The sequence below is a fragment of the Janthinobacterium sp. MP5059B genome, assembly GCF_001758645.1.
Classification (GTDB): domain Bacteria; phylum Pseudomonadota; class Gammaproteobacteria; order Burkholderiales; family Burkholderiaceae_D; genus Janthinobacterium; species Janthinobacterium lividum.
The window spans coordinates 300,318-323,821 of sequence record NZ_LRHX01000006.1 but is presented as its reverse complement, the minus strand read 5'-3'; the positions used below and the strand labels follow the sequence as shown (position 1 = coordinate 323,821).

General features: G+C 63.4%; 18 protein-coding genes and 2 pseudogenes. 5 read left to right on the top strand and 15 right to left on the bottom strand.

Annotation, left to right across the window (positions count from 1 at the left end; genetic code table 11):
* Window positions 1–24 precede the first annotated feature (24 nt).
* Together JAB1_RS06195 and JAB1_RS06190 are read right to left on the bottom strand one after the other, a co-directional pair.
* Complete coding sequence (locus tag JAB1_RS06195; RefSeq protein ID WP_070279194.1) at window positions 25–3,063, bottom strand: CHASE domain-containing protein; 3,039 nt, start codon at window positions 3,061–3,063, stop codon at window positions 25–27.
* Between the two features lie 142 nt (window positions 3,064–3,205).
* Window positions 3,206–4,096, bottom strand: coding sequence for a LysR family transcriptional regulator (locus JAB1_RS06190; protein WP_070279193.1), 891 nt, complete (start codon window positions 4,094–4,096; stop codon window positions 3,206–3,208).
* Window positions 4,097–4,204: 108 nt separating this feature from the next.
* Between JAB1_RS06190 and JAB1_RS06185 the strand changes: the two genes are divergently transcribed.
* Window positions 4,205–5,197, top strand: a complete 993-nt coding sequence (locus JAB1_RS06185; protein WP_070279192.1) for a cyclase family protein — start codon at window positions 4,205–4,207, stop codon at window positions 5,195–5,197.
* Between the two features lies 1 nt (window position 5,198).
* Here JAB1_RS06185 and cobA read toward each other — a convergent pair whose 3' ends face one another.
* From cobA to JAB1_RS06130, 11 genes are all read right to left on the bottom strand, one after another.
* Window positions 5,199–5,969, bottom strand: a complete 771-nt coding sequence (gene cobA, locus JAB1_RS06180; protein WP_070279814.1) for a uroporphyrinogen-III C-methyltransferase — start codon at window positions 5,967–5,969, stop codon at window positions 5,199–5,201.
* 14 nt (window positions 5,970–5,983) lie between these two features.
* A complete protein-coding gene (locus JAB1_RS06175; protein WP_070279191.1) occupies window positions 5,984–7,174 on the bottom strand; it encodes a CmpA/NrtA family ABC transporter substrate-binding protein in 1,191 nt (396 codons plus the stop codon).
* Between the two features lie 157 nt (window positions 7,175–7,331).
* Window positions 7,332–7,970 carry an ANTAR domain-containing protein gene (locus tag JAB1_RS06170; protein WP_034777888.1) on the bottom strand — a complete coding sequence of 213 codons (639 nt, stop codon included), beginning with the start codon at window positions 7,968–7,970 and terminating at the stop codon, window positions 7,332–7,334.
* Window positions 7,971–8,043: 73 nt separating this feature from the next.
* Window positions 8,044–9,543, bottom strand: coding sequence for a CoA-acylating methylmalonate-semialdehyde dehydrogenase (locus JAB1_RS06165; protein WP_070279190.1), 1,500 nt, complete (start codon window positions 9,541–9,543; stop codon window positions 8,044–8,046).
* 10 nt (window positions 9,544–9,553) lie between these two features.
* The gene (gene iolB / locus JAB1_RS06160) at window positions 9,554–10,351 is read right to left on the bottom strand and encodes a 5-deoxy-glucuronate isomerase (RefSeq protein ID WP_070253652.1); all 798 of its coding nucleotides are present in this window, start codon (window positions 10,349–10,351) and stop codon (window positions 9,554–9,556) included.
* On the bottom strand, window positions 10,348–11,268 hold the full coding sequence (gene iolE / locus JAB1_RS06155; RefSeq protein WP_070279189.1) for a myo-inosose-2 dehydratase: 921 nt from the start codon (window positions 11,266–11,268) through the stop codon (window positions 10,348–10,350). The genes iolB and iolE overlap by 4 nt, the downstream gene beginning before the upstream one ends.
* Window positions 11,265–13,094 (bottom strand): 3D-(3,5/4)-trihydroxycyclohexane-1,2-dione acylhydrolase (decyclizing), encoded by a 1,830-nt coding sequence (gene iolD / locus JAB1_RS06150; RefSeq protein ID WP_070279188.1) that lies wholly within the window; start codon window positions 13,092–13,094, stop codon window positions 11,265–11,267. The genes iolE and iolD overlap by 4 nt, the downstream gene beginning before the upstream one ends.
* On the bottom strand, window positions 13,091–15,037 hold the full coding sequence (iolC, locus tag JAB1_RS06145; protein ID WP_070279187.1) for a 5-dehydro-2-deoxygluconokinase: 1,947 nt from the start codon (window positions 15,035–15,037) through the stop codon (window positions 13,091–13,093). The genes iolD and iolC overlap by 4 nt, the downstream gene beginning before the upstream one ends.
* A gap of 8 nt (window positions 15,038–15,045) precedes the next feature.
* Window positions 15,046–15,831: an ATP-binding cassette domain-containing protein gene (locus JAB1_RS06140; protein ID WP_070279186.1), complete on the bottom strand. Its 786-nt coding sequence runs from the start codon at window positions 15,829–15,831 to the stop codon at window positions 15,046–15,048.
* Window positions 15,832–15,834: 3 nt separating this feature from the next.
* A complete protein-coding gene (locus tag JAB1_RS06135) occupies window positions 15,835–17,004 on the bottom strand; it encodes an ABC transporter permease (protein ID WP_034777904.1) in 1,170 nt (389 codons plus the stop codon).
* Between the two features lie 139 nt (window positions 17,005–17,143).
* Window positions 17,144–18,166, bottom strand: a complete 1,023-nt coding sequence (locus JAB1_RS06130; RefSeq protein ID WP_223279159.1) for a sugar ABC transporter substrate-binding protein — start codon at window positions 18,164–18,166, stop codon at window positions 17,144–17,146.
* 274 nt (window positions 18,167–18,440) lie between these two features.
* Between JAB1_RS06130 and JAB1_RS06125 the strand changes: the two genes are divergently transcribed.
* From JAB1_RS06125 to JAB1_RS06115, 3 genes and pseudogenes are all read left to right on the top strand, one after another.
* Window positions 18,441–19,307 (top strand): MurR/RpiR family transcriptional regulator, encoded by an 867-nt coding sequence (locus JAB1_RS06125; protein WP_034757651.1) that lies wholly within the window; start codon window positions 18,441–18,443, stop codon window positions 19,305–19,307.
* Window positions 19,300–20,287: pseudogene (gene iolG, locus JAB1_RS06120) on the top strand (inositol 2-dehydrogenase). The gene JAB1_RS06125 and the pseudogene iolG overlap by 8 nt, the downstream one beginning before the upstream one ends.
* Before the next feature lie 28 nt (window positions 20,288–20,315).
* Entirely contained in the window at window positions 20,316–21,338 is a 1,023-nt protein-coding gene (locus JAB1_RS06115; protein WP_070279185.1) for a Gfo/Idh/MocA family oxidoreductase, read from the top strand.
* Window positions 21,339–21,351: 13 nt separating this feature from the next.
* Here JAB1_RS06115 and JAB1_RS06110 read toward each other — a convergent pair whose 3' ends face one another.
* Both JAB1_RS06110 and JAB1_RS06105 read right to left on the bottom strand, forming a co-directional pair.
* Complete coding sequence (locus JAB1_RS06110; RefSeq protein WP_254671990.1) at window positions 21,352–21,711, bottom strand: addiction module antidote protein; 360 nt, start codon at window positions 21,709–21,711, stop codon at window positions 21,352–21,354.
* A pseudogene (locus JAB1_RS06105) lies at window positions 21,656–22,046 on the bottom strand (type II toxin-antitoxin system RelE/ParE family toxin). The gene JAB1_RS06110 and the pseudogene JAB1_RS06105 overlap by 56 nt, the downstream one beginning before the upstream one ends.
* Window positions 22,047–22,283: 237 nt before the next feature.
* Here JAB1_RS06105 and JAB1_RS06100 point away from each other — a divergent pair.
* The gene (locus JAB1_RS06100; RefSeq protein WP_070279184.1) at window positions 22,284–23,501 is read left to right on the top strand and encodes a hypothetical protein; all 1,218 of its coding nucleotides are present in this window, start codon (window positions 22,284–22,286) and stop codon (window positions 23,499–23,501) included.
* The last annotated feature ends 3 nt before the right edge of the window (window positions 23,502–23,504 follow it).

Below are 23,504 nucleotides of genomic sequence, written 5' to 3'. Positions count from 1 at the left end.
GGCATATTATCGCCGCTGCTTGCGTCAGGGGGCGTCGCTGGCGGCAAATTCCACTGAAATTTGTTCTGCCACCTGCGCCAGCGCCGGCCCGAGCGCCGTCAGCAAGGCGCGCGCCTGCTGCAGGTCGCCGCCCAGGCGCAAGCCTTCGATCGACGTGCACAGGCCCGCAAAGGCATGCGCGCCCACGGCCAGCGCCGACGATTTGCTGCGGTGGCCCAGGTCGGCCAGGCGCCCCAGGTCTTCCAGCGCCATGGCCTGCTCCATTTCGGCGATGCCGTCGCGCGCCGTATCGAGAAACAGCTGGGTGTACTTGCGCATCTTCACGGCGTCATTGCTGAACGTGAGCGCCAGCGTGGCCAGGTCGAGGATGGCCGTGTCGCGCAATTCCGGCGAAGCGGCCGATGGCGGCGCTTTCGGCGCTGCCGCCGGCCTCTCGCCCGCGCGCGCATGGCCGATGCCGCCAATGCCTCCACGCAGGCGGAACCATTTCGCCAGCAGGTGAAACAGCAGATTCGGGGCGATAGGCTTGGTCACGAATTCGTCCATGCCCGCCGCCAGGCAGCGGGCGCGGTCTTCGCTGCCCGCATTGGCCGTCATGGCGATCACCAGCAGGCCGGCAAGCTGCGGATCGGCGCGGATGCGGCGCGTCGCCTCGAAGCCGTCCATTTCCGGCATCTGCACGTCCATCAGCACGCAGTCATAGCGCTGGTGGGCCAGCAATTCCAGCGCCTCGCGGCCATTGCAGGCGACGCAGACGGTGGCGCCGGCATCTTCCAGCAGTTCGCAGCCCACCTGCTGGCTGAAGACGTTATCTTCCACCAGCAGGATGGACGCACCGCGTATCACTCCCAGCACTTCCGGCTCCACTTCGGCGATGCGCTCGTCGCTGGCCTGCGTGCTTTTCTCCAGGCGCGCCGTGAACCAGAAGGTGCTGCCCAGGCCAGGCTGGCTGTACACGCCCACCTTGCCGCCCATGAGCTCCACCAGCTGCTTGCTGATCACCAGTCCCAGGCCGCTGCCGCCATACTTGCGCGTGGTCGACGGGTCCGCCTGGTGGAAGGAGCGGAACAGCTGCGCCACCTCTTCCTGGTTCATGCCGATGCCCCGGTCCTGCACTTCGAAGCGCAGCATGCTGTGGCTGCCCCGCTCCTCGGACTGGCGCACGCGCACGAAGATGCTGCCATTGTCGGAAAACTTGATGGCGTTGCTGGCCAGGTTCAGCAAGACCTGCTCCAGGCGCAGCGGGTCGCCACGCCAGCGCTGCGTCAGTTCCGGCGCGATATCGAACTGCAGTGCCAGGCCCTTGACGGCGGCCGCATCGCCGAGCTGGCTGGCGATGTTCGCCAGCAGGGTATCGAGGCGGAAATCCAGCACTTCCAGTTCCAGCTTGCCCGCCTCGATCTTGGAAAAATCGAGGATATCGTTGATCAGGCCCAGCAAATGCTGGCCCGAATGGAAGATTTTCTGCAGATAGTCGCGCTGGCGCGCGTCGGCCACGGATTTCAGCGCCAGATGCGCCATGCCGATGATGCTGTTCATCGGCGTGCGGATTTCATGGCTCATGTTCGACAGGAAGTCGCTCTTGGCCTGGCTGGCCGCGTCGGCCTGCTCCTTCAGCCGGTGCAGCTCCGTCACGTCGGTGGACAGACCGATCAGGCCCGTGACGGGACCGGGCAAGCCCAGCGGCACCTTCACGCTCCACAGGTGATGCACCTGCCCTTGCGCATCGACGAAGCGCTCCTCGCCGACGAACTTGGCGCCGCTGTCGAACACCTGGCGCTCCGTGCGCTGCGCGGATGCCGCCGCATCGCCGAGCATCAATTCGCCATCCTGGCGGCCGATCAGCTGCTCCGCCGAACGGCCCAGTATCTTCGCCGTGCGCGCATTCACGTAGCGGTAACGCAGGTCGGCATCCTTCATGTAGACGTAGGCGTCGACGCTGTCGAGCACCGTATCGAGCAAGGTGCGCTGCGCCACCGCGTTGCGGCGCGAACGGTACAAGGTAAAGATATAGCCATAAATGAGCAGGGTGCCGGCCACGCCGACGGCCAGCGCCAGCCATGGAAAATAGCGGTCGAAGGGGCTGTACAGCTCCGCCTTGCGCACGCGGAAATGGGCTTTCCACAGGCCGCCCTGATACGCCACCGGCAGCACCTGGTCGAAATAGTCGGCATCGCTGCCCGGCTGCGGCGGCGGGGCCGTCAGGTCGCCACCGTCGTTGAACAGCAGGCGGTCCTGCGGCGTGATGCGCCAGACGCCGTCGGCAGACGGCGCCTCGGCGGCGCTGTACAGAGTCAGGTGCAGCGGTTCCAGGGCGCTGCGTTCGAGTGCGCTGTGCACCAGCTGCGCCACGCCAAAGCCGATGCCGACGGATCCCTGATAGGCGGCGCGGCGCTCGGCCACGCTGCCTTGCGGCATGCCATTGCGGTACACGGGCAGGCGCATGCCCAGGCCCACGTGCGCGGGAGGCCCCTTGATCATGATCACCTGGCCCGACGCGCCGACCTCGCCGCTGTCGCGCGCCTGCGCCAGGGCCTGCGCCACCAGCGGGTTGGCGCCGATATCGACGCCCATGCGCTCGGCCAGCAGGGAGTCGGGTTCCAGGTAAGTGAGCACCGCATATTCCGGCCGCTCGCCGGGCGGTCGGATGGTGAATGCGGGATAGCCGCGCGGCGCCAGGCTGGTGTCTTTGCGCACGGCCTCGATGAAGGCGGCGCGCTGCGCCGACGGGACGGCCACCGCGTAATTGACCGATTCGATGGCAGGGAACTGGCGCGCGATATCGAGGCCGGCCACGTAATCGTGGAACTGGCGGCGCGTCAGGTGCTCGCTGGTGCGGAACAGGGCTTCGAGGCCGCGCAGCAGGTCGGAATAGCTTTTTACGCGCGTGGCCAGGCTATGCTGGGCGCCATGCGTGAGATTGTCGAAACGCTGTTCGGCGTCGTCATTGACCGTGCGCGCCGCACCCGCATACAGGGCGCCGCCCACCGCCAATGCCAGCAGCAAGCCACCCGCCCAGATCCTGATGCCTGATCCCGCCCCGCCCTTGCTCAAAGTGTGCATTGTCAATCGCTTATTCCGGTTCCTCGAATGTGCGGCGCTCCGGCCAGCCAGCAAGTACGAGGATACTATCAAAGCTCCTGCCAGACGCGCTTGTGCAAGAAAAAAAGCGCGCATGATGGTTGCACTGGAAAATAACGCGCGCTTAAGCCTCCCGCAGCTCACCGGCCAGGAAGTCGCAAAAGGCGCGCACCTTTTCCTGCACATGGCGTCCATCAGGCATCAAGGCATACACGCCGCGCCTGGCCATGCCGTGCGACGGCAGCACGCGCACCAGGGCGCCGCTGGCCAGCAGCGGCGCGGCGACGAACGACGGCAGCGCGCCCACGCCGATGCCCGCCACCAGCATGTCGGCCAGCAGCAGGCTGCTGTCGGCGGAAAAGCGCACAGGCAGGACGATGCTGCTGCTCCCTTCCGGGCCGGCCAGCTGCCAGATGCCGGGGCTGTCGGCCAGGCGGTAAGCCAGGCAATCGTGGCCGTGCAAATCCTGCGCCTGACGGGGCGTGCCACGCCGCGCCAGGTATGCGGGCGCCGCGCAAATCACCTGTTCGACGTCGCCCAGGCGGCGCGCCACCAGGGTCGAATCGGCCAGCGCGGCGCGGATGCGCAGCGACACGTCATAACCCTCGCCCACCACGTCGCGCAGGCGGTCGTCCAGGGTCATTTCGATTTTGACTTCCGGATAGCGGGCCATGAACACCGGCAGCAGCGGCGACAGCACCTTCAGGCCAAACGACAGCGGTGCATTCACGCGCAGCCGCCCCGCCACCTTGCCGGCGCAGCCGCGCGTGGCCAGTTCCAGCGCATCGATTTCATCGAGCAGGCGGCAGCATTCCAGATAATAGGCGCGCCCGCCGTCCGATAAACTCATGCGCCGCGTCGTGCGCACCAGCAGCACGGTCGCCAGATGCGCCTCCAGCTGGCGCACCTGCTTGCTGATGGCTGCCGCCGACTGATTGAGGTCCAGCGCCGCCTTGCTGAAGCTGTCGCGCTCGACCACCTTGCGAAACACGCGCATGTGCGCCAGGACATCCATGATTCTTTCCTTCCAGTTGAATATCTTATTATTTTATCGCTGATTATCAATGAACCAGAAAATAATATGATGGCGGCTTCTTCATTCATGTCACGCAAGGAGTACCCCATGTTCAAACCATCCGCCACCCTGACCACCGTGCTGCTGGCGCTGCTGGCCGGCACAGTGCAGGCCGCCCCGGCCGCCGCCCTGCCGGAAGTGGGCATCAGCCCCTGGGGGCCGAAAGACGAGATCGGCCGCCTGAACCTGATGACACCGGCCTCGCGCGCCGCCATCCTGGCGCGCATCGACGGCGGCAAGAGCTACGACCTGGCCGTCGATTTCTATGTCGGCATGCCCAGCTGGCAGGCGGCCGGCGATCCGCCCTACCAAATGTGGATGACGCACACGCCGAAGGGCAACGTGGTGGCCGACTCGATGAACGTGGGCGAACAGATGAACCGCCACGTCAGTTATACGGGCTCGGCCGTGTCCATGTATGCGCACATGGGCACGCATATCGACGCCCTCAATCACTTTGGCTTGAACGGCAAGATCTGGAATGGTTTTACGGAAGAGCAATACCTGGGCGACCGGGGCTGGACCGTGACGGGCGCTGAAAAGCTGCCGCCCATCGTCGCGCGCGGCGTGCTGATCGACGTGGCCGTGGCCAAGGGATTACAACAGTTGCCCGACAATTACCGGGTCACGCGGCAAGACTTGCGCGCGGCGCTGGCAAAACAGAAGGTCACGCTGGAAAAAGGCGACGTGGTGCTGATACGCACGGGCCGCATGCAGCACTATGAGCAGGCGCAAGCGTACATGGCCAATCCCCCCGGCCTGTCGCTGGACGCGGCAAAATTCCTCGTGGAAGATGGCGGCGCCATGGTGGTCGGTGCGGACAACCTCAGTTTCGAAGCATTTCCGTCCGAAGTGGCAGGCAATTACCTGCCCGTGCACACCTATCTGCTGGCGCAGCAGGGCACGCCCATCCTGGAACTGGTCGACCTGGAAGCGCTGTCGCGCGACAGGGTCTACCAGTTTGCCTTCATCGGCGCTTCATTGAAATTCCGTGGCGGCGACGCGGCGCCCATCCGTCCCGTGGCGCTGCCGATCCGCTAAATCACACGGTCGCGGCCAGCAAGGCGCCGGCGCCATGGTCATCCCAGGCATCGGCGCAGCGCACCACCTCGCCCACGACGATAATGCTGGGGCTGCCCAGGCCGCTGGCCAGCAAGTCGGCAGGCAAGGCTTGCAAGGTACTCAGCAGCTGGCGCTGCGCCGGCAAGCTGGCCGATTGCACCACGGCCGCGGGCGTGCCTGGCGCCATGCCGCCGGCCAGCAAGCCGGCCTGGATGGCCGCCACCCTGGCCACGCCCATGTAGATGACGAGGGTGAGCTTGCTCTGCGCCAGTGCCGCCCAGTTCGGCTCGGACGCGCTATCCTTGCCATGGCCTGTGACGAAGATGGCGCCCTGGCTCCAGCCGCGATGCGTCAGCGGCACGCCGATGCTGGACGGCGCGGCCAGGCCGCTGCTGATGCCAGGGATCACTTCGACGGCCACGCCGTGGCTGCGCAGGTAGGCGCGCTCTTCGCCGCCGCGCCCGAACAGATAGGGGTCGCCCCCTTTCAAGCGCACCACGTGCAGGCCGGCGCGGGCTTCGGCCAGCATCAGGCGTTCGATGAAGGCTTGCGGCGTGGAAGCGCAGCCGCCCCGCTTGCCCACCTCGACCACGCGCACGCCGGGCGCCGCATGCGCGAGGATGGCCGGGTTGACGAGGTCGTCGATCAGCACCACGTCGGCCCGCGCGATGGCCTTCACCGCTTTGATGGTCAACAGGTCCGGGTCGCCGGGACCGGCGCCGACCAAAGTCACGCTTCCTTGTTGTGCCATGATGAAATCTCCCATTAAAAAAAGTGGCCGATGGCAAACGATGCCGCGTACGCTTCCGGCGCGCTGCCGTCCCACACGACGCCGTCGCACAGGGTCGAGCTGCGCAGCGGTGAAGCGGGCAAGGGCGTGGCCGTCATTTCCGCCGCCTGGCGGTACAGGTCGATGCGGTTGACTTGCCTTGCCACCGCCAGGTAATCGGGTTCGTCGCGCAGCAGGCCCCAGCGCCGGTGCTGGGTCATGAACCACATGCCGTCGGACAGATAGGGAAAATTGACGGCGCCGGCGCCATAAAACTTCAAGCCGTGCGCCTCGTCCCAGGTCTTGCCCAGGCCATCCTGATAATGGCCGAGAATGCGCGGCGCCAGCGTTTCCTGCGGCGTATTCAAGTAAGCGGGCTCGGCCAGAATGGCCGCCATGGCCAGCCGGTTGGCATCGGTGGCGTCGATCCAGCGCCCCGCCTCGAGCACGGCGGCGATCAGGGCGCGGCAGCTGTTCGGATGCTGCTGCGCAAACGCGGCGCTGGTGCCCAGCACCTTGCCCGGATGGTCGGGCCAGATGGCGCCGCTGGTGGTGGCTGTCACGCCGACGCCATCGACGATGGCCTTGTAGCCCCACGGTTCCCCGGCGCAAAAGCCATCCATCTGGCCCGCGCGCAAGGCGGCCACCATCTGCGACGGCGGCACCGTCATCACGCGCGCGTCGCGCAGCGGGTCGATTCCATGCGCAGCCAGCCAGTATTGCAGCAGCATCGCGTGGTTGCCGGTCGGAAAAGTATGCGCAAACGCAAATGGCCGCGCCGCGCCGCGCATATGCCGCGCCAGTGTGGCGCCATCGTGGGCGCCCTCGCGCGCCAGCGCCGCCGACAGGGTGACGGCCTGGCCGCTGTGATTGAGGTTCATCAGCACGGCCATGTCGTGCTGTTGTCCGCCGATGCCCATCTGCACGCCATACACGAGGCCATACAACACGTGGGCAACGTCGAGTTCGCCGCTATTCAATTTGTCGCGCACGCCTGCCCACGACATCTCGCGGCTCAGTTCGATCTTGATGCCGTATTTTTCATCCAGGCCCAGCTTTGACGCCATCACCAGCGAGGCGCAATCGGCCAGCGGCAGGTAGCCGATGCGTATCGTCTGTTTTTCCGGCTGCAGGGACCGCATCACCTGGGCACCACGTCCCTCCTCTTTGCCCGCTTGCTCTGTCATACCATTCCTTGCTGATAAGTACTGTTTTTCCGCGCCACCGTGGGCAAGGCTCTCCCCTTCCAGCAGCAAGGACCGTGCCTGTACACGTCCCGTCCAGGGAGGCTGGAAACGCACCGGAATGGTGCGCTGCACCAGCATGTATCAGGAAATGGACGATTCATCCCAGCAAGTCCTCCACGTCGAGGATACGCTGGGCAATTTCCGCCAGTTTGAGTTTCTTGTTCATGGCCATGCTGCGCAAGCGCTGGTAAGCCTGCTCTTCCGTCAAGCCGTGATGCGTCATCAACAGGCCCTTGGCCCGCTCGATCACTTTGCGCTCGAGCAGCTTGTGCCGCGTGTCGAGCAATTCGGCGCGCAATTTTTCTTCCTGCCGAAAGCGCGCCAGAGCCACGTTCAGCACGGGTTGAATGCGCTCGGCCTGCAAGCCGGCCACGATATAGGCGGACACGCCGGCCGCCATGGCCGCGTCAATGCTGGCCGTGGCGCCGTCTTCGGTAAACAACACGATGGGGCGGCGCTCATCACGCGTGGCAATGACGATGTGTTCGAGTACGTCGCGCGCATCCGATTCGGCGTCAATGATGATGAGGTCGGGCTGCAGCTGGGCGATACGTTCGGGAAGGTAGAGGTCGGCTGGCAGGGAGGCGACGATGTCATACCCCGATTCAAGCAAACCGATGCGCAAGGCGTTGCCGCGCTGCACCTGGGCCGCCAATGCCGCATTCTCGTGCACGCCGTGCTCGACAATAGTGTTGACGACAACAATGCGCAATGGCTGGGTACGGCTGGACGTCATGGAGGGCTATCTGCAATGGCTAAACACAACCATTGCAGTAAGCAAGAAGCGAACCAGATAACGCTAGCGCCCCTTACTTCAGGGTCGGCATGGCAAATTCGGCGCCGGCAGCCGTGGAAGCGGGCCAGCGCTGCGTCACGGCCTTCTGCTTCGTGTAGAACCGCACGGATTCCGGACCATGCGCGTGGTGGTCGCCGAACAGGCTGCGCTTCCAGCCGCCGAAGCTGTGGAAAGCCATCGGCACGGGGATCGGCACATTGACGCCCACCATCCCCACCTGCACCCGGTGCGTGTATTCGCGCGCCGTATTCCCATCGCGCGTGTAGATCGCCGTGCCATTGCCATATTCATGCGCATTGACCAGGTCCAGCGCCGTGGCGAAATCGGGCACGCGCACGATGCACAGCACGGGGCCAAAGATTTCCTCCTTGTAGATCGTCATCTCGGGCGTGACATGGTCGAACAGGCTGCCGCCGAGGAAAAAGCCGTTTTCGTGGCCTGGCAACACGAAACCGCGCCCGTCACTGACCAACTTGGCACCTTCCTTGACGCCGGTGGCGATATAGCCGGCAATCTTCTCCTTGTGCACTTGCGTCACCACAGGACCCATTTCCGCTGCTAAATCCATGCCTTGCGTGATTTTCAGGGCGGCAATGCGCGGCACCAGCGCCTCGACCAGTTGGTCGGCCACATTGCCCACCGCCACGACGACGGAAATAGCCATGCAGCGCTCGCCCGCCGAACCGAAGGCGGCGCCCATCAGGGCATCGACGGTTTGCGGAATATCCGCGTCCGGCATGACCACCATGTGGTTTTTCGCGCCGCCCAGCGCCTGCACGCGCTTGCCCTGCGCGCAGCCGGTGGCGTAGATATACTCGGCGATCGGCGTGGAACCGACAAAGCTGACGGCGCGCACGTCCGGGTGGTGCAATAGCCCGTCGACGGCTTCCTTGTCTCCCTGCACCACGTTGAAGACGCCGTCCGGCAAGCCCGCGTCCGTCAACAGCTGCGCCAGCAACAGGCTGGCCGACGGGTCGCGTTCCGACGGCTTCAAGACGAAGGTATTGCCGCAGGCAATCGCCATCGGGAACATCCACATCGGCACCATCACGGGAAAATTGAAGGGCGTGATGCCGACGCACACGCCGAGCGCCTGGCGGATGGACCAGGCGTCGATGCCGCCGGCGACCTGTTCCGAATACTCCCCCTTCATCATTTGCGGGATGCCGCAGGCAAACTCCACCACTTCGATGCCGCGCGTCACTTCCCCTTTCGCATCCGTAAACACTTTGCCGTGCTCGGCCGTGATCAGGGCCGCCAGTTGATCCGAATGCTCTTCCAGCAATTCCTTGAACTTGAACATGACGCGGGCGCGGCGCAGGGGCGAGGTTTGCGACCAGGCGGGAAACGCCGCATGGGCGGCGGCCACGGCCGCGTTCAGCTCGCTTGGCGTGGCCAGCGCCACCTTGGCCGTCACGGCGCCCGTGGCGGGATTGAAGACGTCGCTCGTGCGCTCGGAGCGCGAAGCCATGAGGTTGCCACCAATAAAGTGGCCGATCTGTTGCGTTGTCATTGGAGTTCCTTTATTTGCTATTCATCAGCCACTCATGGGCCGGGTCATTTTTAAAGTGCCACACGCGTTTCGGGCCGGCCATCACGTTCAGGTAATACCCATCGTAGCCATACGGCACGGTCACGGGGTGGTAGCCCCTGGGCACCATCACCACGTCGTGGTTTTCCACGGCCATGGCTTCATCGATGGAACGGTCATCCGTGTAGACCCGCTGGAAGGCAAAGCCCTGTTCCGGGTTCAGGCGGTGGTAATACGTTTCCTCGAGCGAACTTTCCAGCGGCACATTGTCGCTGTCGTGCTTGTGCGGCGGATAGCTCGACGAATGGCCGGATGGCGTCACCACCTCCACCACCAGCAAGCCGTCGGCCTCGGCCGTCTGCGGCAGGATGTCGCACACATAACGCGTGTTGGCACCCTTGCCGCGTACGGAGCGCGTCATGGACGATGGCTCGATCAGGCGTGCCGGACGCTGGGTCGTGGCCGGTGCGCTGCACAGGGCCACTTCCGCGTTGCTCACCGCCGTGATGCTGACCTTGGTTTCCAATGGGACATACACGGCATACGGCGAGCGGTCCTCGAAGACGCTTTGGCGCTTGCCGATCTCGCGCCATTCCTGCCCGTCCGCCTTGACGGTGACCGTGCCCGTCAGCACGACGATGCACAGTTCGCGGCTGCCTGTCTCCAGGTTCAATGACTCGCCCGCTTGAAGCCGGTGCGCGGCAAAGCCCACATGCGTCCAGCCGGCCGACTCGGGCGTCACCTCGACGATGGCGGAACCCGGCCGGGCCTTCACCAGCAGCGGGCTCATGCCGCCTCCCGGCCCAGGCGGGGAATGGCATCGACCAGGCTTGCCAGGTAATCGTGGCCCATCTTCGCGTATTCGTAGCTGGGCGCTACGGCCGGGTCTTGCTCCGCTTCCACCACCAGCCAGCCCTCGTAGCCATGCAAATATAAACGCGTGAGGATGGCCGGGAAGTCGATGCTGCCGTCGCCGGGCACGCTGAAGGCGCCATTGATGACGGCCTGCAGGAAACTCCAGTGGCCATTGCGGGCCAGTTTCACCACGTTGGGGCGCACGTCCTTGCAATGCACGTGGCAAATGCGATCGATATGTTTATTCAGCACTGCCAGCGCATCGCCGCCTGCAAAGGTGATGTGGCCCGTGTCGAACAGCAAGCCGACCTCGGGTCCCGTCAAGGCCATCAATTGGTCCACATCGGCCGGCGTTTCCACGTAAGCGCCCATGTGATGGTGATAGGCCAGGCGTACTCCATGCGCCAGCAGGTGGGCGGCAAAGGCCGTCAATTTGTTTGCATATTCCTGCCATTGCTGCTGCGACTGGAAACGGGGGCGCTTATACAGGGCGCGCGCTTCGCCCTGGATGGCGTCGGCCACTTCGCCGTAGACCATCACGGTGGCGCCGCTGTCCGCCAGCAAACGCAGATGCGATGCCACGGCGGCGATCTCTTCCTCGACAGAGCGGTGCGCCAGGCGGCCCGAATACCAGCCGGAAACACACGCCAGGCCATACTTGCCCAGCACGGCGTTCAAGGCCGGGGCATCTTTCGGAAACTTGTTGCCCAGCTCAAAGCCCACGTAGCCGATCTCGGCGCCTTCCTTGAGGGCCGTTTCCAGCGGGGTTTCTCCCCCCAGCGACGGCAAATCGTCGTTCATCCACGAGATCGGGTTGATGCCGATCTTCACATTCCATGTCGGTGCGTTCATTTTTGTTGTCCTTGGCGGTCAAGTTCATAACGGGCGCGCGCAAGCTGCACGCCGGGCTGGGTGGAGACCTCGGGCACGGCCACTTCCCACCAGCAACCACCCTCTTCGGTCGTGCGCGTGTCGTCCGTATCGATGCAGATCAGATATGTACGCGTAGCGGCGCGGGCGCGCAGCATCGCCTGTTCCAGTTCGGCAATCGAGCCTACATGTTCGGACAGCGCGCCCAGCGATTGCGCATGCAGGGCAAAGTCGATATGCGGCGCGCTATCGGGCAACATATTATTGAACGAAGCATTGCCGCACGCCTGCTGCAGGCGGTTGATGCAGCCATAGCCCCGGTTGTCGAGCACGACGATGATGAGTTTTTTATCGAGCATGACGGAAGTGGCAATTTCCGAATTCATCATCAGATAGCTGCCGTCGCCCACCATGACGACGACCTCCGCTTCCGGTTTCGCCATCTTGACGCCGAGGCCGCCGGCGATTTCATAGCCCATGCACGAATAGCCGTATTCCATGTGGTAGCCGCCTGGCGTCGACGTGCGCCACAGTTTGTGCAGTTCGGCCGGCAGAGTCCCCGCCGCGCAAACGACGATGTCGCGGCTGGTGGAATCGGGAGCGGAACGCTGCACGGCGCCGATGACTTCGCCGTCGTACGGCAAGCCAGCCACCTCGCGCTTGCCGGTGATGGCGGCCACCGTCGCGCGCCAGGCGTTGCCCGCCTGCTGCGCGCGGTCCATCCATTGCCCTGCGCTGTTCCAGCTGCCAAGCAGCCGCGACAGGCCTTGCAAGCCCAGCGTCGCGTCCGCCTGCAAGCCCAGGCCACGACGTTTCAGCACGTCAAAACTGTTGACGTTCAAGCTGACCAGCTGCGCCTGTGCAAACAGGGAATTCGAGCCGGTGGTGAAATCCTGTAGGCGCGTGCCGATGGCCAGCACCACGTCCGCATCCGCCGCCAGGCTGTTGGCGGCGGGCGAACCCGTCACGCCGATGGCGCCCAGCTGCAGCGGATGGTCCCACGGCAAGGCACTCTTGCCCGCCTGGGTTTCCGCCACGGGAATGCCGTGGCGCTCGGCAAACGCCTGCAAGGCGGCGCTGGCCTGGCCGTACAGCACGCCGCCGCCAGCCACGATCAGTGGTTGCCTGGCGTTTTTCAACAGCGACACCGCTTCTTCCAGCTCCTGCTCGACAGGCGGCAAGGCACGGAAACGCACGACTCTCGGTTCGAAAAAGCTGGCAGGATAGTCATACGCCATCGTTTGCACGTCTTGCGGCAAAGATAAAGTGACGGGGCCGCAGGCGGCCGGGTCCGTCAAGGCGGCGATGGCACGCGGCAAGGCGGTGAGCAATTGCTCCGGATACACGATGCGGTCGAAATAACGCGATAAAGGTTTGAACGCATCGTTGACGGAAACGCTGCCATCCGTGCCGTCTTCCAGCTGCTGCAGCACGGGATCGGGTGCGCGCGAGACGAACACATCGCCGGGCAGCAAGAGCACGGGCAAGCGGTTCACGTGCGCCAGGGCGGCGGCCGTCAGCAAGTTGGTGGCGCCGGGACCGATGGAACTGGTCACCGCCATCATGCGCCGGCGCATGTGCGCTTTTGCGTAAGCGATGGCCGCGTGCGCCATCGCCTGCTCGTTGTGGGCGCGATAAGTCGGGAAACTGTCACGGTACTGGTACAGCGCCTCGCCCAGTCCCGCCACGTTGCCGTGGCCAAAGATGGCGAAGGCGCCGCCGAACAAAGGTTCGCCCCCTTCCACCCGCAAGGCGGCCAGATAGCGCACCAGCGCCTGCGCCATGGTCAATCTGATCGTGGCGCTCATGCTGCACGCTCCAGGCGGTTGCGCGTACGCTGCCACAGGGCGATAAGCTGCTCGAAGTTGGCGCGCACTGCGGCGATCAGGCCCGCATCGTCGAGTTCGCCCGCCAGCCAGCGGCGGCTCGGTTCCTGGAAGATGGTGCGGCCCACCATGAAGCCGCGGCACGTCGTGCTGGCACTGGCTTGCTCAAAACTGTCGGCCAGGGCGGCAATCGGCGCGTTCAAACCCAGCAGGACGACGCCACGGCAATACGGATCGCGCTCATGCACGAGGGCATCGATGGCTTGCCATTGTTGGGCAGACATGCTTTCCAGCTTCCACCATTCCGGGTAAATACCCAGGTTGTACAGGCGCTTGACGGCACGCAAGACCGTGTCGTCGCCGTGCGGCAAGGCTTCCGACGGTATCACTTCCAGCAACAGTTCGTGACCGCTCACTTGCGCCGCGTCGTACAGGGCCTTGATCTGCGCTTCCTGTTCCAGGCGATTTTCCACGGCGTCGTCCGGGTGCAGCTGCACCAGGCACTTGATCACATGCTCCTTGGGCCAGCTGAGCAGGTGCGAGCCGATGGAACGGCCCCAGTCGAATTGCAGCGGGTTTGATCCCGGCAATTCCACGGGACGGCCGATCCACCAGCCACGTCCCGTCGCATCATTGAGGGCATCGACGCCATAGCGACCATCGATCAGCACGCCAGTCTTGCCGGCCAGCTGCAAGGCCGTTTCCGTCTGCGCCACGGCTTGCACCATCAATTGCTTCAGGGCCGCAATGGCGGACTCGGGTGCGCCCGTCTGTTGCGCCAGCTCAAAGAATTGCGTGCGGTGGTCAAAGGCAAACACGCACAGCTCATTCCACTCCTTGCGCGCTACCGTCGTGCGGTGCAGACGGGACAAGGTCGCGTCCTGGTCCGGCTGCGTCAGTTTGGCCGCGTTGGCCAGGAAATAGTCTAGCTCGACGGACGAAGGCATGGCCGGCGCGCAGCTGTGGCGCGACACGACCAGGGCGCCGCAGCCATTCGCGTAGCGGCAGCACGCTTCGTAATCCTCGCCGCGCAGCCAGCCTTTCAAAAAGCCCGAGAGAAACGCGTCGCCCGCGCCCAGCACGTTCAATACTTCCACGCGCACGCCCCGGTAGTTATACGCGTCATCGAGGCTGTGCGGCACCATATTGTCGATGACGGCGCTGCCCAGCGGCCCGCGCTTGACGACGAGGGTCGCCAGGGTGGCGGCCCGCACGGCGCGCAGGGACGCCATGATGTCGGCGCCGCCACCGGCGATCATGAATTCCTCTTCCGTGCCGACGATCAAGTCGAACTGCGGCAGGATGCTTTGCAGATGTTTGGTGACGCCTTCGTTCGAGACGAAACGCGTTTCGCCGTCCGCCTTGCCCGACAAGCCCCACAGCACGGGCCGGTAATCGATGTCGAGCACGGTGCGCACGTTGCTGGCGCGGGCCAATGTAAGGGCCTGCGTGCTGACGGCGTGCATGGCGGCCGTGGAGAAATGCGTGCCAGTGATCAACAGCGCCTTGCTCGATCCAATGAAGGCCGCATCCACCGAAGATGCTTCGATGGCCATGTCGGCGCAATTTTCACGGTAAAAAATCAATGGAAACGTGTTTTTATCCTTGATGCCCAGCATCACCAGGGCCGTCAGGCGGTCGCGGTCGATGCCCACATGGCTGACGTCGCAACCCTCCTTCGACAAGGTGTCGGTGAGGAAACGCCCCATGTGATCGTCGCCCACCTTCGACAGCATGGCGGACTTCAAGCCCAGGCGCGCCGTGCCGAAGGCGATGTTCGCCGACGAGCCGCCCAGGTATTTGGCAAAGCTGGTCGCGTCTTCCAGGGTGCTGCCGATCTGCTGCGCGTACAGGTCCACCGCCAGGCGGCCCAGGCAGATCACGTCCAGCGCCCGCCCCTGGGCAAATTGTGTGGAATTATTCATGGCTATCCTTAAATCGTGACACCGTCGAGTTCACCCATCAGCGTTTGCATTTCCGCACCGCCCGCCATCATGTCCAGCAAGGCATCCTTGGTCACCGTATCCTTGGTGAAGGTGCCCAGCGACTTGCCCCGGTTCAATAAAGTGAACGAGTCGCCGACCGGATACGCATGGTGCACATTATGCGTAATAAAGATCACGGAAATGCCCCGCTCGCGCGCCTTGTAAATCAGTTTCAATACATTGAACGATTGCTTGACGCCCAGGGCCGCCGTCGGCTCGTCGAGGATCAGCACGCGGGCGCCGAAATGGATGGCGCGGGCGATGGCCAGGCACTGCTTTTCGCCGCCCGACATGGTGCCGATGGCCTGGTGCGGGTCGCGCACCATGATGCCCATCTCGGCCAGCTTGTCGCGCGCCGTCTCGGCCGCATAGTCGATATCCATCACGGGCACCAGGCCCAGCAGCTTTTTCATCGGCTCGCGGCCCATGAAGAAATTGCGCGCCACGGACAGCAGCGGCACCAGCGCCAGGTCCTGGTAGACGGTGGCCACGCCCATGTCCAGCGCTTCGCTGGGCGAATTGAAGACGACGGGCTTGCCATCGACCAGGTATTGGCCATCGGTCGGTTTGTGCACACCGGCCAGGGTCTTGATCAAAGTCGACTTGCCGGCGCCGTTGTCGCCCAGCAAACAATGCACCTCCCCCTCGCGCAAGCGCATGGTGATGTTTTGCAGGGCCAGCACGGAGCCGAAACGCTTGCTGACATTTTCCAAGGCAAGAATATGCTCGCTCATGATTTATCTCGCTTCCGTGACGCGTGAGCGTACAAAGTTATTGAACAGCACCGCGATCAGCAGCATCACGCCGAGGAACACGCGGAACCAGTCCGAATTGATGTTGGTATAAGTGATGCCGATCTGCACCACGCCGAAGATCAGCGCGCCGAAGCAGGCGCCGACCACGGAACCGTAGCCGCCCGTCAGCAAGGCGCCACCGATCACGGCCGCGATGATGGCTTCAAATTCCTTTTGCATGCCGCGGTCGGCGGCGGCCGAACCCACGTCGCATACTTGCAAGGTGGCAAACAGGCAGGCACAGAAGGCCGTGAAGACGAACAGCGAGATCTTGACCTTGCGCACCGGCACGCCCACGTTCTTGGCCGCGTTGGCGTCGCCGCCCACGGCAAACATCCAGTTGCCGAAGCGGGTACGCGACAACACGAATGCGGCGCCGGCAGCCAGCACCAGCCACCAGGCGATGACTTTCGGAATGCCTTTCACCAGCGGCGAGCCGTCGTCGAGCACGGCGATCCAGCCATGCGCGCCCATCCATTGGAACAGGCCCGTCGCCACATTGCCGTGGAACAGCAGGCTGGCCAGCCAGTCCTGCGCCGCCAGGTCGCCCACGCCGCTGACGATGGTGCGGTTGGCAAACATGATCGACAGGGCCAGCGTCAGGCCACGCAGGATGAACAGGAACGCCAGGGTAACGATGAACGATGGCAAGCGCGTCTTGATGACGATGTAGCCGTTGAGCCAGCCCAGCGCCATGGAACCGGCAAAGGCGAACAGGATGGCGGCCCACAATGGCCAGTGGAAATAGATCGTCGGAATGGCGATCATCATGCCGGCAAAGCCGATCATGGAACCGATCGACAGGTCGAATTCACCGGCGATCATCAACAGGCAGGCGCCGATGGCGATGATGCCCAGGTAGGACGCCACTTGCATCCAGTTGACGACGCCATCGAGATTGAACATGCCGGAATCGCCGGCCGTGATGACGAAGAAGGCAAACACGAGCACCGCGCCGGAAATCGAGGCGAACTCGGGGCGGCCAAAAAACCGTTTGACCCAGCTGGTCGTGCCCACGCGCTCGTCGGCGGCGGCAACTGGCTTGCTGGAGGCGCCGGGAGGCGGAGGAGGATACTTGCCGGGGCTAGCCAGGCTGGATTTGAGCGCAGTCATACGATGTCCTTTCAGTGATACTTGTTACCAATTCCAATTACTTTCCTGCCAGCATCGCTGGCGCCAGGCGTGTTCCTCCCATGCGCCGCCCGCGGGAGGCGGTGCGGCGCTGGGCAACTCCCGGTGGCGACTGTGCGGATTAGCGGTATTGGCCGGCGTATTTTTCGACCTTGGAGATATTTTCCTTGGTCACGAAACCGGGGCCTGAGCTGATGTGGCGTGGGCCGTAGATGGGCGTCAGGCCGTATTCCGCCAGGCGCGCCTGGTATTTCGGATTGGCGATCAGGATTTCCTTGACCTTGGCCAGGTCAGTGATCTTTTGCTGTTTCATGATGGCCATCACGGCGACAGGAATGTAACCTTGCAAGTAGGGCTGCTGGTCGATGGCGAACTGGATGCTGCCATCCTTGATGCCCTTGGCGATTTCTTCCGACAAGTCGAAGCTGGCGAAATACATCTTGCCTTTCAGGCCCAGCTTCTCGACGGCGCGCATGGCGGCCGGCGCCGAATCCGGCCCCAGCGCCAGCACGGCCTGGGTCTTCGGATTGCTGCGCAGATAAGCGCTGACCTTGCTTTCGATCACGCCAGGGTCGACGCCATTGGTGTCGAGCGTGGACGATTTGAAGTCGACGCCGAGCGCATCGGCAAAACCGCGGCAGCGTTCGAACGACGAGGCATTCATCGCATAGTGATTCACGCACACGAAGGACTTGATGCCCGCCTCCTTGGCGCGCTTGCCGGCGCCCAGGCCCGCGTCATATTCGGGCTGGCCCACGTGCATGATGGCTTTCAACTGCTCGCTTTGCGCGATGGTGCCCGAATTGATGGTCACGAGCATGATTTTCTTGGCCACTACCGTACCCAGCGGTTTTTGCAGCACGCTGAAGTCAGCGATATCGGCGATCAAGCCATCGTAATTGCGCGCGGCCGACTGCTCGATCAGGCGCGCCATGTCGGCCAGGTCGCCATTCGGCGGATTGCGGTAGTCGACGGACACGTTGAAGTCTTCACCGGCTTGCTTGATGGCGTTCTTGATGGTATTCCACCAGGAATCGGAGTCCGGCGCGTGGCTGACCATGACGAATTTCTCGCCGGCAGCATGGCTGGCGCCCGTGCTCAAACCCAGGCTCAGGCCCAGGCTGGCGATGGCCAGGCACTTCATCAAACCCTTGCTTTTATTGCTATGCATGAATGTCTCCTAGACGGATTAATTTTTATAGTTGCGAGCTTTTATGAAGGGTGTCACCGGCCTGGCCTTGCGGCGCACGAACCGATGCACTGCGCACAGCTTAGGCCACAAAAAAGACAAATGCAATAAAATTTTCAAAATAAATTTAAATAGAAATTCATTTCTATTTTTGGATTTCCCTCCTATAATTCTCGCCAGAACCAGCCGCAGCAATCCCACGGCCCAGCAACACACAGAGGAAAACACCATGGCAGCCACCGCCCCCATCGAACAGTTGATGCAGCACATTGCCGCCGAGTACGACAACCTGTCGCGCCAGCTGAAAGTCATCGCCCAATACATTGAAAAGCACCGGGCCAGCCTGATGCTCGAGCGCATCAGCGATATCGCTGCCGCCTGCGACGTGCAGCCGTCTGCCATCGTGCGTTTCGCGCAGCGCTTCGGCTATACGGGCTTTTCCGAAATGCAGGATGTGTTCCGCCAGGCTTACACGGACCAGGCCGGCGCCACGCCCGACTATCAGCAGCGCATCCGCAAGCTCATTTCCACGCGCGACGCCGCTCTCAGCGCAGGCGACCTGACGCGCGAATTCGTCGGCGCCAGCCGCGCCGGCCTCGACGACCTGGCGGCCGGCCTCGACGACGCGCAGCTGGAAGCGGCCGTCAACCTGCTGCTGAAAGCGGAAAATATCTATGTGATCGGCGTGCGCCGGTCCTTTCCGATCGCCTCCTACATCGCCTATGCGCTGGAACACACGGACAAGCGCGTGCACCTGATCAGCGGACTGGGCGGCATGCACCGCGAACAGATGCGCAGCGTGCGCGAACGCGATGTGGCGATCGCCATCAGTTTCTCGCCTTACGGCAAGGAAACCCAGCAGTGCATCAAGGCGGCGCAAGACAAGGGCGCCAAGGTCCTCGTGATTACCGACAGCAAACTGGCCCCGCTCGCGCGGGCCGCCGACGCGCTGCTCACCGTCACCGAGGGCAGCGCCTTCGCCTTCCGTTCGCTGACCAGCACCATCTGCCTGTGCCAGGCGCTGTTCATCGCGCTGGCATACAAATTAGAGCTCGACATCGAAGAAATCCACACCCCAGGAGAACATGATGATTGAAGTAGCGTTGTTCGGCGCCGGACGCATCGGCAAAAATCCACGCGGCCAACCTGGCTGCCCAACCCGGCGTGCAGTTCAAGTACGTGGTCGACGTCAACCAGGAGGCGGCCGCCGCGCTGGCCGGCCTGCATGGCGGCAGCAGTGCCTCGGTGGAAACGGCGCTGGCCGACCCCGCCATCAAGGCCGTCGTCATCGCTTCCAGCACGGACACGCATGCGGACCTGATCCTGCGCTCGGCCGCCGCCGGCAAGGCCATCTTTTGCGAAAAACCCGTCGACCTGACCATCGACCGCGCGCGCGCCTGCGCCGCCGCCGTCAAGGAAGCCAAGGTACTGTGCATGCTGGGCTTCCAGCGCCGCTACGACCCCACTTTCAATGCCGTCAAGACACGCATCGAAGCGGGCGAAATCGGCACGCCCGAATTGCTGGTCGTCACCAGCCGCGACCCTGGTCCTCCGCCCGTCAGCTACATCAAGGTGTCGGGCGGCATCTTCAAGGATATGCTGATCCACGATTTCGACATCTTCCGCTGGATACTCGACGATGAAGCCGTCAGCGTGCACGCCACGGGCAGCTGCCTCGTCGACCCCGCCATCGGCGAGGCGGGCGACCTGGACACGGCCGTCGTCACCATCCGCACGGCCAAGGGACGCTTGTGCCAGATCAATGCCTCGCGCCGCGCCGCCTACGGCTACGACCAGCGCTTCGAAGTGCTGGGCAGCGCCGGCATGCTGCAGGCGGGCAACCACAAGCCGACGGAAGTGACGGCCTATGGTTCGGTGAATGTCAGCGTGGACAAGCCAGAAGACTTCTTCCTGGAACGTTATCGCGTGGCCTACGCGCAGGAAATGGCGCATTTCTTTGACGCCCTCACCCACGGCACGCCGCTGCGCACCACCGTTCACGATGGCTTGAAGGCACTGGAACTGGCCGAGGCGGCCACCTTGTCGTGGCGCGAACAGCGCGTGGTCACTTTATAAACCAATAATAAAAATACCTGGAGACACCATGTCATCCCCAACATTAAAAGTCGGCATCGTCGGCCTGGGCCGGCTGGGCCAGCGCCACGCCATCAACCTGGCGCAGCGCGTGCCGAATGCCGAAGTCGTGGCCGCCTGCAGCCCCGTACCAGCCGAACTGGACTGGGCAGCCAGCACGCTCGGCATCACCACCGGTTATGCCGACTACGACGCCCTGCTGGCCCACCCGGGCCTGGACGCCGTCTTCCTCGTCACGCCCACCTCGCTGCATGCGGACCAGATCATCGCCGCCCTGCGCGCCGGCAAGCACGTGTTTTGCGAAAAGCCGCTGTCGCTGGACCTGGCCGACTGCCTGAAGGTGGAAGCGGAAGCGGCGCGACACCCGCAGCTGACCATCATGATCGGCTTCGTGCGCCGCTTCGATGCCAGCTACCATGACGCGCAGCAAAAGATCGCCCAAGGTATCATCGGCAAGCCGTATCTGGTGCGTTCGCAAACCTGCGACCAGAACGACCCCAGCGGCGCCTTCATGCGCTTCGCCCCCACCAGCGGCGGCATCTTCCTCGATTGCAGCGTGCACGATATCGACCTGGCGCGCTGGCTGCTGGGCAATCCCGTGCCCAAACGCGTGTATGCGAGCGGCACCAACGCCATCCACACGGGCTTGCAGGCGTTCGGCGACGTGGACAATGGCCTGGCGACGGTCGAATTTTCCGATGGCAGCATGGCCAGCTTCATGGCTTCGCGCACCATGGCGCACGGCCACGAAACCCTGACGGAAGTGTTCGGCACGGGCGGCCGCCTGGCCGTGGGCAGCAATCCGCGCCTGAACCGGGTGGAAATTTCGGATGCGCATGGCGTGCGCAATGAATGCACGCCGGACTTCTATGCCCGCTTCGCCGACGCCTTTCTGATCGAGGCGCAGGAGTTCACGGATGCGGCACTGGGCCGGCGCACCTTGTCGCTGACCTTGCACGACGCGACGGAAGCGACGCGCATCGGCCTGGCCATGACGCAAGCGATGCGCGAGGCACGGCCCGTGGAGTTTTAAGCCGCCAGGGGATTCAGGCAGCCGGCGCGGGAAATGGACGCTCGGGCTGCCTGGGTTCCACGGCCAGGCGCAAGCCCATGGCATCGAGGATGGCCGTCAAGGTGCTCAAGGACGGATTGCCATCGGGCGACAAGGTGCGGTACAGCTGGGTAGGATTGAGCTTGGCCGCCTGCGCCACGGCGGGCACGCCGCCAAAGGCGCGCGTCAGCTGGCGCAGCACGGCCAGCAGTTCGCCGCGGTCGCCATCGACGAGAATATCGTTGATCAATGCAAGGGCGAAAGCGGGATCGTCGCGGTACAGTTCGGCCATCGCCTCGTCATGCGAGCGGTCTCTTGCTGGTTTGCTCATGACCTCTTTCACGTCCTCTTTCATGTCCTCTCTCCTTCCAGTCATGCCAGCAGGCACAGGCGTATTCGATATCTTTCGACTGCGTGCGCTTGTCTCCACGCGCTTGCGCCGCCACACAATAATAAAATGATCTGGCCGTCAGCGATGGCGTAATACACGCGGTAGCCGGGTCCCACATCGATGCGCAACTCCCACACGCCGTCGTGGCAAAATTTATGGTCGCCAAAATTGCCGGCAATCATACGCAGCACGCGGCGCACGATGGCCACCCTGGCCGTATTGTCGCGCTGGCGCTTCAGCCATTCCGTATACAAATCCCTACCCGATGATGTCAGGTAGTGCCGTATCTCGTATATCATATTCGTCCATAAACGAAGAAAGATCAAGGGGAAAATCACGTGTACATGTAAAAAAGTAGGCCGCCCATCTTGCTACCAAACCCGCGCGCACAGGCCGCGAATGCCGGGTTCACTGAGCTACATCAAGATGCGTTTTTCTAATTGTTATAGGGAAATGATGTCGCGTGTGTACATCGCATCTGCATGCAGATGCGCTATACAATAAGCACCTGTTCAACCGCCAGGAAGCATGCCGCCATGACGCAGCACGACAGCCACTCTCCCCTCCTCACCAACGTGGCCGAACGCTACGTCAAACTGGTCCTGGCCATGGGCCAGCACGATGCCTCGTATGTGGACGCGTATTACGGCCCGCCCGCATGGCAACAAGAAGCGGTAGAACAGCAACTGACTTTGAGCGGCATCAAGGGTGGCGCAAACGCGGCGCTGGCCCTGCTGGGCGACGCCGCCTGCTTGCGCACCCTCAACCTGCGCAAGCAGTTGCAGGCCGTGCTGGCCAAGGCGGACATGCTGCAGGGATCGCGCCTGGATTTCGATACGGAAAGCGCGCGCCTGTACGACGCCGTCTCGCCCCACCACAGCCGCGCATACTATGCAGAACTGGTGGCGCAGATCGATGCCCTGCTGCCTGGCGACGGCACGGTCAGCGACCGGGTCAATGCCTTGCGCGCGCAACTTGTCATTCCCGCCGACAAACTACGCGCCGTCATGGATGCGGCCATCCGCGCGGGCCGCGAACGCACCTTGCAGCACATCGCTCTGCCCGAAGGCGAAGATTTCGTGCTGGAATTCGTCACCGACAAGCCGTGGAGCGGCTACAACTGGTACAAGGGCAACTACCAGAGCGTGATCCAGATCAATACCGACTTGCCCGTGTACATAGACCGCGCCGTCGACCTCGGCTGCCACGAAGCGTATCCGGGCCACCACGTCTACAACGTGCTGCTCGAGCGCGACCTGGTGCGTGGCAAGGGCTGGATGGAATACTGCATCTATCCGCTATATTCTCCGCAATCCCTGATTGCAGAAGGCACGGCCAATTACGGCATCGAACTGAGTTTCACGGATGCAGAGCGGCTGGTTTTCGAACAGCAGGTGCTGTACCCGCTGGCCGGCCTCGATCCAGCGCTGGCGCCCCGCTATGCGCAACTCAATGGGCTGCTGGCCAAACTGAGCTATGCCGACAACGATATCGCGCGCCAGTACCTCGAAGGCAGCCTGAACCGCGAAGAGGCACTGGAATGGCTGGTCAACGTGCGCCTGTACCCGGCCGAGAAATCCGCGCAGCGCCTGCAGTTCTACGACGCCATGGGCGCGTACGTCATCAATTACAACCTGGGCCAGGACATGGCGAAAGCCTATGTCGAGCGCCAGGGCGCGACGCGCGCGGAACACTGGGCCGCGTTCCGCGACCTGATGTCGTCGCCACGCGTGCCCAGCGCCTTGCGTGCCTGAGCC